The following is a 13,508-nucleotide window of genomic DNA, read 5'->3' on the forward strand; positions in this document are numbered from 1 at the left end:
TTCATCGCCCCGTCCCGAGCAGGATTCGCCGGCGGCGAGGTGGCAGAGCGCGTCGTCGCATCAACATCAGCGCGCCCAGATACAGCGCGGCCAGGATGGCGAGCAACAACTGCCCCAGCCCCGACTGGTACGGGGCGAAGTAGTCGCGGGCGAAGACGAACGCGATGGCCAGCGTGCCGAGCGTGATCACCGTGACCTGACGTACGACCAGGTACGGCTTGGCTCGCTCGGTCTCGATCTCTCGGCGGCCCTTGAGCTGTGCCTGGATCGAGTCTGCCAACTCCGACAGTGTCAGCGCGGCACCGTTGGCGCCACGGTTGGCGGCCAGGATCAGCGCCGCGATCACGGTGTCGGCGTCCGGGCTGTCCAGGTCGTCGGCGAATCGCATCAGCGCTTCCCGGCTGTCCCAGCGGTGGTTCAGACGGCTGATCAGCGAACTCAGCGGATCGCGGATCGTCTCCGGAGCGGTGCGGCCGGAGATCCGGATCGCATCCGGAATGGATTTGCCGGTAGGCAACGTCGCCGCCAGATTTCGTACCCAACGGTCGAGCGCCTCGAGCAGCACGACGTCACGGTCCTTCGGCGGGGTCAAGATCACCGGCAGGGTCCAGGCGATCGCCGGCAGCACCACGATCATCACCACCCAGCCGGAAAAGGCCGCGATCACGAATCCGGTCACCAGTGCCGCCAGCAGGATCAGATCCCGCCGCCGGCCGGCCGCTCCCGGTGGGCGGCGGCTGATCCGGACCCACAGTTGCCCGATCGACGGCCGTTCGCGCCGCGATCGAGGCGCCGGATCGACCGCGACCGGACGCCACCCGACGATCACCAGGACGACGCCGCCGATCAACAGCAGCCCGGCCCAGACGGCCACGAACGGTTCCATCAGCCGGCCGCCTCGATTCGATCCTCGCGGTCGCCATCCTCGCCCCGATCCGGCCTGGGACGAGTCTCGGAGGTTGGGGACCAGCCGGGCAGCGGCCGGTGGAAGGGGGCGAGTTCGGCCGCGAAGTCGGCGTCGGGGTAGAAGCCGGGAGGCTGGGCGCCGGTACCGTGCGAGCTGTAGGCCAGGTGGGTCACCGGCCGGCCGTTCTCGATCGACCGGGTGAGCGTACGGATCTCGGAGATCAGCCGGCGCCGGGTGCCGCCCTTCCAGGTTTCGTCGACCAGGCGGACGTAGATCAGCACGCCGATGTTCAGCGCGATCTGCCGATAGGCCTCGTCGATGGTCAGCACGCCGCCTTGCGCGACCCGGGCGGCGAGCCGATCCATGGTCGATTCGGCCGAGTGCGAGTGCGTCGTGGAGAGCGTGCCCGCCCCGGATTGCATCGCCTCGAACATCGCGAACGCCTCGCCGCCGCGGACCTCGCCGACGACGAGCCGGGCGAGGTTCTGCCGCAATGCCTCGGGAAAGAGCCGGGCGACGGTGAAGTTGCCCGTTTCCTCGGCGCCGTCGCGTTCGCCATGACCGACTCTCGCCTGCAACGCGAGGATGTTCTCCCGGCCCGGCTGCAGATGGGTCATCAATTCGTAGTCGGTCTCCAGGGTGCCGAACCGCTCGCCGGCCGGGATCGCATCGATCAGTCCGCGCAGCAGAGTTGTCTTGCCGGCACCCTGGTCGCCGGCGATCACCATCGACTTGCGGGCCAGTACCGCCGCGTCCAGGAACTGCGCCACCTCCAACGGCATCAGTCCGCCCCGCGCCAGGTCGGCCAGCGACGTACGGGTCAAGGTGTGCTGTCGAATCACGATGCTCGGCCGATAGGACAGCCCGAAGCCGATCGCGTGCAGCCGGAAGCGGTCCCCCAGCGCGAGCGTCATGGTCGGATGGCTGTCGTCGAAGGGCCGGCTCGGCCGGGCGTTCTCGCCGAGGAAGCGGATCGCATCGATCAGTTCCTCGTCGCTGTCCGCGACCGGAGGCAGCTTCTTGCGCCGGCCGTCGCCGTACTGCACCACCACCGAGTCCCAGCCGTGGATCTCGATGTTCTCGGCATCGTCGATCTCGAACAACGGTTGCATCCGGCCGTAGCCGAAGACGCTGTCCTCGAGTACGCGGACGTAATGCCGCTCGGTCTGCGGCGACCACAGCGCGGCTCCCTCGCGATGCAGCGCCCGCACGTGGGCGTTGACCACTCGGCCGATCACCGCCCGGCCCATCAACAGCCGGTCCTCGGCCGGCATCGCCCGCCCGTTCTCGGCCAGGTGAGCCTGGCTCTCTGCCGTGATCTGCTCGGAGGCCTGCTTGCGCAGTAACACCACCTGGGCCCAGTCGACCTCGTCGGACTGGGACCCGCCCGGAACATCGGACGCCGACCGGCCCGACCGCGCCGCCGATCGGTCCGCCGAGTCCGGCGGGCCGAGCCGCGAGCGGTGCGGCAGATCGCGTTCGGGCTGATGCCAGGTCCGGAGCCCGCTCCCCGGGTCGCCGGCAAGTGGCCGCGCCAGGATCGGAACCGCGTCCAGCGGAGGGGTCTTGGTCGCCTCGTCCACGGCCGCGCGGTCCTGCTCAGGCATCGCGATCACCGCCCGGCCACATCCCCGCCGAGAGCCAGCCGCCGGCGCCGATCGGCATCGGTTCCCGCGGATCCTCCAGCCGGGTCTGCCGCCGTCGGATCGTGGCGTTGAGATCGTCGACGGCGGCCTGCAGCGATCGCACCAGCGGAGACCGGTCGAATCGTCGAGGGCGGCGCGCTCCGTCGGAGAACACCCGCGCCGACTCCGGGTCGTCGGCGATCACCGACACCGCGGGCAGGCCGAGCTGCCGGGCGATCTCCCGCCGCCCGTACGGCTGGTTCTCACCCCGCAGGATCAGGCCGAGGTTCGGCTCGCCGGCACTGCGTTCTCGCAGGGTTGTCGCCGCGTTCCGCGCGGCCGCGACCGAGCGGAGATCCGAGGCCAGCATCAGCGCCACCAGATCCGCCCGGTCGACCAGTGGCTGGGGCAATCCCTGTGCGTCCATCCGGCCGGCGTCGAGCAGCACGTCGATGCCGGCTCTGCCGTAGTCGACCAGTGCGTCGGCGAGGTCGGCCCAGACCGATGAGAACAGCGCCGCGTTGGCCGGCCGGACGAACCCCGGGAGCAGCCTTCGGCTCGACGCGGCAGTCGAGTGGTCGGCGGCGTCGGCCTGCGCAGCGGGCTCGACCGCACCGGCAACCGGCTGATCGGTCAGCGGCACCGTTTCGTCACTGATCACCTCGACCAGGCGGCGGCGGTCGCGATGTGCCTCTGCGACCCGCTGCAGTCCCTTCTCGGTCGGCAACTGCCCGCGCAGATAACCGGCCAGTACGGCTTGAAAGGCACCCGGATCGGCGTCGACCAGAATCGCCGACCGATGCCAGGCGAGCGTCAGGCCGACCGCTGTGCTGGTGACTCCCGGCGATCCGGCGGCGGAGGTCAGCACGATCAGCGCCATCTCACCGCTCCGACTCGCGGATCACGACCACCCGGTCCTCGGCCGCGTACGCAGCCGCGTCGATCGCCTGTCGGGCGTCCAGTTCGATGTTCAGGTAGATGCCGTCGTCCAACCGCTCGGAGCTGACGACGGCGGCGGTGATGGTCGGGAGCTGATCGGACCCGGATGCCGGCTGAGCGGTCGCCACCGGTGGAGCTGCGGCGTCCGAATCGGCCGATCCGGCGCCGGCGGCCGACGCCGGCAGCACCACCAGTCGGATCGGACTGCCCGGGGTCAGAAAGCCACTGGGTGCGCGGCCGATCGCGACCCGAATGCCGACCACGCTCTTGCTCTTGGCCGGCGGCAGATTGTCGGTGGTGGCATCTGCCGGGAGCAGCGAGCCGGCGACCAGGTCGTAGGCGGCGACCTGACCGACCAGTGACGGCAACCGATCCGCCGGCACGGCCTGGGCCCCGCCGATGTCGCCGACCGAAACAACCGCCAGATCGTCGGCGCCGATCGTGGTCCCCCGCGTAACCGTATGCCGGATCGCCACCACCTGATGCGATTCGGAGAGCTGCGAATAGAGAAAGAACGAAGCCAGCGCACCCAGGCAGATCGCCACGATACCCAGCGCGATCCAGCGGGGATTTCGTCTGGTCCGGACGCGCGGTCCGACCGGCAGCTGCGGCACCGCGGCCGGCACCGTCGAGGTGTCCGGCATCCGTTCATCAATAGCCATCCTGGGGCCCTCCCATACTGCTCGGGCCCAGAGCCCGCCATTGCTCAGCGCCTGCCGATCCGTGGATCGAACAGGGGATCAAAGGATTGGTTGTGCCCGAACAGAATGTCAAGCGAATGCGGCTAATTGACGATTTCCAAAGGCCTTCTTCAAATTCAATGCCCGCAAAATTGGTGGTGAGGCTTGAGCCGCGATCGGGCGATGAGGACCGCATCATGCGGCCTCGGCGATCACGGCGGCGTGCGCGGCCAACTTGCGGATGGCCCTGCTGCAGCGGAAGCGAACCGTCTCGGCCGTCAGGCCGAATCGGCGGCCGGCCTCGGCGCTGGACAGGACCTCCACATAGACGCTGAGCAGCAGGTTTCGGGTCGCTTCGTCGATGAGCTCCAGCTCAGCCGCCGCTCGGAGCACCCGGCGGGCGTTCAGATCGGTTACCTCCTCGGTTCCCGATCGACCGAAGCCGGCCAGCTCCAATTCCCGGGCGGACAGCGGGAGAGTTGCGATCGAACCGGACGCGGTGGACGCGTCGCGAGTCACCTGCTTCAGGGTGTCCAGCGCGAGGTTGGCCGCTATCCGGCGTGGCCGATGCACCAGCGGGTAGCTGCCGATCCTCGCCCACAACTGGCCGACATAGTCCTCGATCCGATGGCGGTGATCGCGCCGCGCCATCGTCACCAGCTTGCCGAGCATGGTCTGCAGCACGATCCGGCCGGCCAGCTCACCGCCCGGCGAACGGCGCCGGACACCTGCCCCGAGATCGGCCGTGTCCTGTTGATGAATCACGATCAGGGCCGCCAGCACGGCATCCGGGTTGTCCCGAATCGCGGTCAGCACGTCGGCCGCGGTGCGGCAACCGGCCAACGCCGGATGCTCGGTGAGCCACCTCCGGATCTCGGCGCGGCTGTAGCTCGCCAGCCAGCGATCCTGATCGAACTGCGACCATTCGACATTCAGGGCATCGATGAGCGCGAAACGGGACGTACCCGGGCGCGCAGAGCGCGTCTCGACGACGCGCGCTGGGCGCGACTGATCGACGCACCTGGGGCGCGAGCCGCCCGCGGGTTGAGCGCGGCTGCCGACTGCTGACGTCACCGACATGGTGTCCTTCGTGGGTTGGCCGTTTCCGACCTACGTCACACTGCTCCCACGGTGTTGGCAGGAGTGTTGTCCGGCCCTGCGACGTTGTTGTCCGAGAAGCCGAGTTGTTGCCCGCTGCGGTCACCATGACTCGGCACCCCCGACTCTGCACCTGCTTGCAGTTCGTGCGCGAGAACACCGGGCTGTCGGCGGCTGCGGTCAGCCAAACGTCGGCCTGCCGAAACCCTTGGTTGAATCTGATCGCATCTGGCTGGATATTTCCGATCCGGGTGAGCAGGGTGATCGGTAGCGAAATTCGGGTGCCCTGGGGAGAGCGACCCGATTCGCCCATCAGTGGCCCAGGGGGGATGGGACCAACTGAAGGCCAGTTGCCGCTGTTCGTGATTCCGCCTCAGGCGAAGTGATCTCGGGCTCCGGTGGCTGATGACGTGGGTCGGCCCCCGCGATCAAGCGCCGGGGCCGACTCACCACGTACAGGACTCACCACGCACAGGGGGTCGACCGCCGATACGCGGCGATCGGGCCAAGCCGTGGCAGACTGTTCCAGGCCTCGCGCCAGCCCCGACCGGTACGTGGCGGGTCGCGGAGCCGCGGGCCGGGCGTTGTTCTTGATGACCGGTATGCCTTCCAGTAGTAGGACGAGGAGCGGAGCCGGGATGCCAGTTCAGGGCGCGCCGACGCAGACCGCCGTCTATCAGCAGTTCACCCCGCACCGGGTCGGACTACCCAACCTGATCGACTACTTCCGCAATCTGTGGCAGCGGCGCGAGTTCGCCGACGAGATGAGCCGGTCCCGGCTGCGTGGGGCCAACACCAACACCTTCTTCGGCCAGGCCTGGCTGCTGCTCGATCCGCTGCTGCAGGCAGCGGTCTACTTCCTGCTGATCATGCTGGTCCGCGGTGGTTTCCATCACCTCGATTCGGCCAAGCAGTTGATCGCGCACCTGACCGGATCGCTGTTCGCCTTCCGGATCGCGCAGACGGCGCTCAGCACCGGTGCGAAGTCGGTGACCACGGCCGGCAAGGTGCTGCTGAACACGAACTTCCCGCGGTTGCTCATTCCGCTCTCAGCCGTACGCACGACCTTCTTCCGCTTCCTGCCGACGATCCCGCTGTATCTGGCGATTCATCTGGTGGTCGGCGGGCCGTGGTCCTGGCGGATGTTGCTGTCGATCTACTTCCTGCTCTGCATCCTGGTCTTCTCGATGGGACTGGCCGCACTGGTGGCCACGGTGAACGTCTACTTCCGCGACACCGCCAGCTTCCTGCCGTACCTGTCGCGGCTATGGATGTACATGTCGCCGATCCTGTGGCTGCCGACCCAGCTGGATCGCTATCCGGCACTGCTGCAGAGCGTGATCCAGCTCAATCCGATGTTCAGCATGCTCGGCGGGTACTCCGAGTTGTTGCAGAAGTCGAATTGGCCCGACCCGTACATGTGGTTCAGCAGCGCCGGTTGGGCGCTCGCGACGATGGTCGTAGGATTCCTGTTCTTCATCTCCAGGGAGCGTGATTTCGCTGTCCGTGTCCTCTGAGTCACCGGACCGGCCGAACGACCCGTCGGCCCGCTCCGGCGAGGTCCGCCCGCGTCGCGCCCTGGCTTCCGATCAGCAGGAACCGGCCTCGCCGCCGACCCCCGTCCGGTTGCCCGCCCGGTCGGCGTCCGACGGACCGCGCCGTGGAGCCACGCCGTCGCCGGCCGATGATGCGGATACCCAGATCTGGCGTTGGACCGACGCGCCTGATGCCTCGATCCAGGAAGCTGACCGGACCGGTCATCGCCCTGTCGAGGGCAGGCGGACGGCCTCCGGGGCCGAAGACGCCGGATCGGAGACTGCCGGACGGGCCGAATCCGCCGGGGCCGAAGCCGCCGAGGCCGTGCCCGCCAAGCCCGCACAACCGAAGCCGGCACAGGCCACAGCAGCCCAGGCCGAGCAACCGCAGGCCAAGCAGGCCCCAGGCAAGCAGGCCCAAACCAAGAACCGGCAGCCGAAACCCGCCCAGGGCAAGGGCGCCCAGGGCAAGGGCGGACAGGCCAAGCCCGGGCAGGGCAAGGGCGGCAAGGCGAAGGCAGGGCAGCAGACCAAGCAGGCCGCACTGCCCACCCGGCGGAAGAAGTTCCGCGTGCTGCAGGGCATGGGACCGATGGAGCCCCGGCCGGAGATTCCGGACCAGTCCCACCTGCCGCCGGAGCAGCGGACGGACCTCGCGGTCCGCGTCAACGACCTGTACGTGAACTACCGCACCAGCTTCGAGAAGAAGCCGACGCTGCGGCAGGCACTGATGCGATTCGGCCGCGGTCAGCGGGCGGTTCGCGAGGTGGAGGCGCTCAAGGGGATCAGCTTCGAGGTCCGCACCGGCACCTCGATGGGAATCATCGGCGCCAACGGCGCCGGCAAGTCCACCCTGATGCGAACGATGTCGGGCATCCTGTCGCCGACCAAGGGCAGCGTCGAGGTCTGGGGCCAGGCCAGCACCCTGCTCGCGCTCGGCGTCGGCTTCAACAACAACCTGTCCGGCCGGGAGAACATCATCCTCGGCGGACTCGCGGCCGGCCTGTCCCGCGAGGAGGTCGAGGAACGCGCCAACGAGATCGCCGAATGGACCGAGCTCGGTGACTTCATCGACATGCCGATGCGCAGCTACTCCTCCGGCATGTTCTCCCGGGTCTCGTTCTCGGTGGCCGTGCACATGGAACCGGACATCCTGATGATCGACGAGGCGCTGTCCACCGGCGACGCGCACTTCCGCGAGAAGGCCAGCGCCAAGATGGCCGAGCTGCGGTCCAAGGCGCGGGCGATGTTCCTGGTCAGCCACGGGTTGGGTTCGATCAAGGAACTCTGCGATGAGGCGATCTGGATCGACAAGGGTCACCTGAAGAAGGCGGGCAAGCCCGACGAGGTGGTCGAGGCCTACCTCGACTTCATGCAGGCGAAGCGCTCGGCCACCACCCTCGAAGACATCTGAGCCGCCTGCGCCGAAACGCACGACTCGTACGCCGACCGTCCCCGGCTCAGCCCTCGGCGAGCCGCTTGTCCAGGAAGAACTTCAGGTCGCCGGTCTCGCCGTCCTTGCCGCCGCGTCCGACCACCATCGGCGGCGGGCTCGGCTGCAGTCGTACGCCGCGGAGCCGTTCGGCCAGGCCGCCGGGCACCACCAGCTGGTAGTAGCCGCCGTCGGTGCCGATGGCGATGCTGTGATCGCGGCGCAGATACCAGCCCGCCCGGTCCGTCTTCACCTGCTGGCCGGACAGCAGCCGGGCCCGCAACGGTTCGGCCGCGATCCCGGCCGAGTTCGTGGCCGCGACGAAGTCGTCGATCAGCTGCTGCGCACGGGCAGCCTCGGCCCGGCGCGCGCCGGCTGCCAGCTCGGCCCGTCGGGCGGCGTCATCGGCTCGTGCCACCCCGCGATCCTACGGCCGAGGTCGGCGAGCCAGGTTCGGCGGCAAAGGATTGGCTGAGTACGGCCGTACCGCGATCTCATCCGCGGTTCACACCGATTCATTAGACTGCCCCAAGCTCGGGGGACCGGCCGCACCCTGTCCAGCGAGCACTCCTGGGGCGGCACGGCCGCACGTGGCCCGTGCGCCCCAACCCCTGACCACGAAACCAGAGGATGATTCATGTCATCGAGCACGCCGCCCGACGACCAAGGCCTCGACCTGTTCGAGCGCGACGACTCCGCTCCGGCTCCCCGTCGGGCGCCTCGCCGGCGCTGGCCGAAGCGGCTGCTGATCACCCTGCTCGCGGTGGTCGTGGTGGTGGTCGCCGCCGGCGTCATCTACGCGTTGTCGATCGAGCGCAGCATCACCGGCAATCTGAAGCACAGCGACAACCTGCCGCCGGACACCCCGACTGCGGCCGGTCAGTCGCCGCGGCCGGAGAAGCCCAGCAACGACAAGTCGCTGAACTTCGTCCTGATGGGCTCCGACAGCCGCGACCCGAACAACATGCAGGACAACGGCCGCAGCGACACGCTGATGATCCTGCATCTGGACGCGGACCGGAAGAACGCCTACATCGTGTCCTTCCCCCGCGACATGTACGTGCCGATCCCCGGCCACGGCAAGAGCAAGATCAACGCCGCGTACTCCTGGGGCGGGCCGCAGCTGGCGGTCTCCACCCTGGAGCAGTTGACCGGCACTCGGATGGATCACGTCGCCCAGGTCAACTTCGAGGGCTTCATCAACCTGACCGACACCCTCGGCGGCGTCACGGTGACCAACAAGTACGCGTTCAAGTCGCACGGCTACGACTACCCCAAGGGCAAGATCACGTTGCAGGGCGAGAAGGCGCTGTGGTTCGTCCGCGAACGCCATCACCTGCCTAACGGTGATCTCGACCGGTCCGCGAACCAGCGCAAGGTCGTCCAGGCGATCATGGCCAAGGGCCTGAGTAGTTCGACGATCAGCAACCCGCTGAAGTTCAACAGCTTCGTCTCCGGAGTCGCCAAGGACGTCACCGTGGACAACGGTCTGACCAGCAGTGAGATCCGCAACGTCGCCCTGTCGCTGCGGCTGTCGCCCAGCAACATCGAGCAGATCCAGGCCCCGGTCAGCGGCTTCGCCAACGTGTCCGGCGTGGGCAGCATCGACGTCGTCGACCAGGCCAAGATGAAGGAACTGGCGAAGGATCTGCGCAAGGACAACCTGGACGCGTACGTGAAGAAGTACCCGAAGGGCTGATCGTCGTACGGTGCCCGGGCCTGCATCCTCTGCGGTCCGGGCCGCTACGAGCCCAGGCCACGCTCCAGAATGTCGAAGGCCGCGTTGATCGCGGACACCAGGTCGGCGGTGATCTGATCGGCGGAGTCGCCGGCCAGGGTCCGTTCGACAGCGGCCAGGTAGCCGATCCGGTAGCCCGCAACCGCCAGCGCCGCGGTCAGCCGCGGATGGGGGTCGTCGCTGTGCTCGGCCAACAGTCCGGCGAGCAATATCTCCCACTCGTCGACGACCTCCCGAACCCGGGCGCGTAGCGCGGGCGAGTCCTGGACGAGCCGCCAGAAATGCGCGTACGGCTCCCGCACCCCGCCCAGCGGATGCCGCTGCTCGGCCAACTCCAGCACCAGTCCGCGCAACGCCGCCAACGGCGTGACCCCGGCCCCCCGATCACGAACCGCGGCGGTGATCAACTCGGCGGCCTGCGGGATCCGGTCGAAGAAGATGTCCTCCTTGCGCGGGAAGTAGTTGAAGACCGTCACCTTGGAGACCTCCGCCGCGGCGGCGATCTCGTTCACGGTGACGTTGTCGAAGCCACGCTCGGCGAAGAGCCCGGTGGCGATGTCGGAGATCCGTTGCCGGGTCGCCGCCTTCTTCCGTTCGCGTAGCGAGTCCACGAGTGACAATTGTACTTGACTCAATTTTGAACCGAGTTAAGGATTATTCGCATGGACTATGACGTGATCATCGCCGGCGGCGGACCGGTCGGGCTGATGCTGGCCTGCGAACTGCGGCTGCAGGGGGTTGGTGTTGCGGTGCTCGAGCGACGGACCGACATCGATCCGACGATCAAGGCCGGTTCGATCAATCTGCCCACCATGGAGGCCTTTCATCGCCGTGGCCTGCTGCCGGCGGTCGAGCAGGCACAACAGCAGACCCTGGCCGCGATGAAGGCGATGCCGGACGGGCCACGACCGGTCGGCCACTTCGCCGGCCTGTTCATGTTCAGCGACAAGCTCGACGAGTCCGCGCTGGCTGTCGACGGTCCGGCCGCCGGGCTGGGGCTGGTGTCCCAGCAGCAGGTCGAGTTGATCCTCGCTGGCCGCGCCGCCGAGCTCGGCGTCGAGATCCGCCGCGGGGTCGAGGTCACCGGGATCGACGTCGACGACGAGGGCGTGACCGTGCACGCGGGCGACCTGCTGCTGCGTACGACTTGGCTCGTCGGTTGCGACGGAGGCCGCAGCCGGGTACGCGGCTGGGCCGGATTCGACTTCCCGGGCACCGGTCCGGAGATCACCGGACACCAGGCGATGGCCGAGATCGAGGGCGAGGAACTGCTCGGTCGCGGCTGGCACACCACCCCGTACGGCACCTACGCGCACGGGCCGGCCAAGGGCCGGATCCTGACCGTGGAGTTCGACGGCCCGCCGCTGGATCGGGACGCGCCGATCACCCGCGAGGAGCTGGAGGCCAGCTTGCGGCGGGTGACCGGAGCCGACGTCCGGATCGGCGAGGTCAAGACGGCGACCCGGTTCACCGACAACGCCCGGCAGGCCAGCAGCTATCGGCGCGGCCGGGTGCTGCTGGCCGGCGACGCGGCCCACGTGCATTCGCCGTTCGGCGGACAGGGGCTCAATCTCGGCATCGGCGACGCGATGAATCTGGGCTGGAAACTTGCCGCCGAGATCCAGGGCTGGGCACCCGCCGGGCTGTTGGACAGCTACACCACCGAACGGCATCCGATCGGGGCCTGGGTGCTGGACTGGACCCGGGCCCAGGTCGCGCTGATGCGGACCGATCCGAAGAGTCGGGCGCTGCGCAGCATCGTCGCCGATCTGTTGGACACCAATGCCGGCACCACCTACATGGCGAAGAAGATCTCCGGCTACTGGCAGGGCTACGGGGATGATCCGGTGGTCGGCCGCAGCGCACCGGATCTGCTGCTCGCCGACGGCAGCCGCGTCGGTGATCACCTGCACGACGGCAAGGGCCTGTTGCTCGGCACGGCTGCTGAGCTCGACAGCGACCGGGTGATCACGCTGAGCGGCGACTGTCAGCCGTTGCTGATCCGTCCCGACGGGATCGTCGCCTGGGCCGGCGGGGACGGTCTGCACGCAGCCCTGCAGACCTGGTTCGGGGCCGCCGCGGTGCCGCAGTACGCAGCCTGAGTTGCCGGATGGCGGGCAGCCGATGAACGCGGGATAGATTTCGTCGGTGGAGTTTCTGCGGGGGCTGCGTCGGTTGTGGCGACACCGGCTGTTCCGGCGACTGTTCGCCGTCCGGGTCGCCGCGCAGGGTGCCGACGCGGTGCTGCAGGTCGCGCTGGCCTCGTACGTGTTGTTCTCGCCGGAGCGCCAACCCGACGCGGCCGCGATCGCCACCGTGCTGGCGATCACCCTGCTGCCGTTCTCGATCCTCGGCCCCTTCGTCAGCGTGGTGCTGGATCGGGTGTCCCGTCGGCAGGTGTTGTTGATCACCGAGATCTGCCGGGCCGTGCTCGGCTTCGGGCTGGCGGTGCTGGTGGCCGGCGGGATCGGTTCCGGCGCCCGCGAGGCGGTCTTCTACGGCGGCGTACTGCTGGCGATGAGCCTGAACCGGTTCCTGCTGGCCGCGCTGTCGGCGTCGCTGCCGCACACCGTCGACCCGCAGGAATATCTGGTCGCCAACTCGGTGGTGCCGACGGTCGGCCCCGCCGCAGTGATCATCGGCGGCGGCATCGCACTGGGGGTCCGGTTGGTGCTCGGTGGCCGGGTCCCTGCCAGCACCGCCGACGCGGTGTTGTTCGCGCTGGCGGCCTGCGGCTTCGTGATCAGCGCCGTGCTGAGCCTGCGGATCGGCCGCCGGCTGCTCGGTCCGGATGTGGCGGTGCCGACCCGGGCAGCCGAGGTCGTCCAGGGACTGGCCGACGCGGTGCGGCACCTGCGGCAGCGGCGCGAGGCCGGGCTCGGCTTGATCTTCATCGGCCTGCACCGGGTGCCGTACGGGGTGGTGACGGTGGCCAGCATCCTGGTCTATCGCAACTACTTCAACCGGCCGGACCAGGTCGACGCGGCGATCGGTGATCTCGGTGTGCTGGCCGCGGTGACCGGGATCGGGTTCGTGCTGGCCGCGGCGGTGACACCGATCGTCCGGCACCGGATCGGCGCCCGCGCCTGGATGGTCGGCTGCTTCCTCGGATCCGCTGTGCTGCAGGTCTTTCCGGGCGCCACCTACACCAATCTCGGCATCCTGATCGCCGCCTTCTGCTGCGGGGTGCTGGCCCAGGCGATCAAGATCAACGTCGACACCTTCGTCCAGGCCCACGTGGACGACGACTACAAGGGTCGGGTGTTCGTGATCTACGACATGATCTTCAACGTGTCGCTGGTGCTGGCCGCGGTGATCAGCATCTTCGTGCTGCCCGACAACGGCAAGTCGGTGCTGGTGTTGGTGATCATCGCCTGCTGCTACCTGGTGACGGGCATCGTCTTCGGCGTCCTCAGCCGTGGCCTGAATCTCGATCAGGGCAGCGAATCGCTGGCCACCGGGCCGGACCCCGCCCAGCCCGACCCCGCCCCGACAACCGGACGCCCGCGAACAGAATCCCCCGCTGATTGAGCGGATCCGGGCCGAATCGGCCC

At 68.5% G+C, this 13,508-nt stretch carries 12 protein-coding genes; 5 read left to right on the plus strand and 7 right to left on the minus strand.

Features of this window, described 5'->3' with window-relative positions:
* Position 1: 1 nt before the first annotated feature.
* From FOE78_RS01210 to FOE78_RS01230, 5 genes are all read right to left on the minus strand, one after another.
* Positions 2 to 886, minus strand: a complete 885-nt coding sequence (locus FOE78_RS01210) for a type II secretion system F family protein (protein WP_143984705.1) — start codon at positions 884 to 886, stop codon at positions 2 to 4.
* Positions 886 to 2,514, minus strand: coding sequence for a CpaF family protein (locus FOE78_RS01215; protein ID WP_143984706.1), 1,629 nt, complete (start codon positions 2,512 to 2,514; stop codon positions 886 to 888). The genes FOE78_RS01210 and FOE78_RS01215 overlap by 1 nt, the downstream gene beginning before the upstream one ends.
* Positions 2,507 to 3,412, minus strand: a complete 906-nt coding sequence (locus FOE78_RS01220) for a hypothetical protein (RefSeq protein WP_143984707.1) — start codon at positions 3,410 to 3,412, stop codon at positions 2,507 to 2,509. The genes FOE78_RS01215 and FOE78_RS01220 overlap by 8 nt, the downstream gene beginning before the upstream one ends.
* A 1-nt stretch (position 3,413) precedes the next feature.
* Positions 3,414 to 4,133 carry an SAF domain-containing protein gene (locus tag FOE78_RS01225; protein ID WP_143984708.1) on the minus strand — a complete coding sequence of 240 codons (720 nt, stop codon included), beginning with the start codon at positions 4,131 to 4,133 and terminating at the stop codon, positions 3,414 to 3,416.
* A gap of 213 nt (positions 4,134 to 4,346) precedes the next feature.
* A complete protein-coding gene (locus FOE78_RS01230; RefSeq protein WP_168207310.1) occupies positions 4,347 to 4,994 on the minus strand; it encodes an RNA polymerase sigma factor in 648 nt (215 codons plus the stop codon).
* A gap of 893 nt (positions 4,995 to 5,887) precedes the next feature.
* On the opposite strand from FOE78_RS01230, the gene FOE78_RS01235 reads away from it, so the two are divergent.
* Positions 5,888 to 6,766 (plus strand): ABC transporter permease, encoded by an 879-nt coding sequence (locus tag FOE78_RS01235; protein WP_143984710.1) that lies wholly within the window; start codon positions 5,888 to 5,890, stop codon positions 6,764 to 6,766.
* Positions 6,756 to 8,198 (plus strand): ABC transporter ATP-binding protein, encoded by a 1,443-nt coding sequence (locus tag FOE78_RS23930; protein WP_228265991.1) that lies wholly within the window; start codon positions 6,756 to 6,758, stop codon positions 8,196 to 8,198. The genes FOE78_RS01235 and FOE78_RS23930 overlap by 11 nt, the downstream gene beginning before the upstream one ends.
* 46 nt (positions 8,199 to 8,244) lie before the next feature.
* Here FOE78_RS23930 and FOE78_RS01245 read toward each other — a convergent pair whose 3' ends face one another.
* Positions 8,245 to 8,634: a hypothetical protein gene (locus FOE78_RS01245; protein WP_143984711.1), complete on the minus strand. Its 390-nt coding sequence runs from the start codon at positions 8,632 to 8,634 to the stop codon at positions 8,245 to 8,247.
* A 219-nt stretch (positions 8,635 to 8,853) separates the two neighbouring features.
* On the opposite strand from FOE78_RS01245, the gene FOE78_RS01250 reads away from it, so the two are divergent.
* Complete coding sequence (locus FOE78_RS01250) at positions 8,854 to 9,915, plus strand: LCP family protein (RefSeq protein ID WP_143984712.1); 1,062 nt, start codon at positions 8,854 to 8,856, stop codon at positions 9,913 to 9,915.
* Positions 9,916 to 9,959: 44 nt separating this feature from the next.
* Here FOE78_RS01250 and FOE78_RS01255 read toward each other — a convergent pair whose 3' ends face one another.
* Positions 9,960 to 10,565: a TetR/AcrR family transcriptional regulator gene (locus tag FOE78_RS01255; protein WP_210414755.1), complete on the minus strand. Its 606-nt coding sequence runs from the start codon at positions 10,563 to 10,565 to the stop codon at positions 9,960 to 9,962.
* A 51-nt stretch (positions 10,566 to 10,616) separates the two neighbouring features.
* Between FOE78_RS01255 and FOE78_RS01260 the strand changes: the two genes are divergently transcribed.
* Together FOE78_RS01260 and FOE78_RS01265 are read left to right on the plus strand one after the other, a co-directional pair.
* Positions 10,617 to 12,056, plus strand: coding sequence for an FAD-dependent monooxygenase (locus FOE78_RS01260; protein ID WP_143984714.1), 1,440 nt, complete (start codon positions 10,617 to 10,619; stop codon positions 12,054 to 12,056).
* A gap of 46 nt (positions 12,057 to 12,102) precedes the next feature.
* Entirely contained in the window at positions 12,103 to 13,485 is a 1,383-nt protein-coding gene (locus FOE78_RS01265; protein WP_168207311.1) for an MFS transporter, read from the plus strand.
* Positions 13,486 to 13,508: the final 23 nt, after the last annotated feature.

The sequence above is a fragment of the Microlunatus elymi genome (assembly GCF_007362775.1).
Lineage (GTDB): Bacteria > Actinomycetota > Actinomycetes > Propionibacteriales > Propionibacteriaceae > Microlunatus > Microlunatus elymi.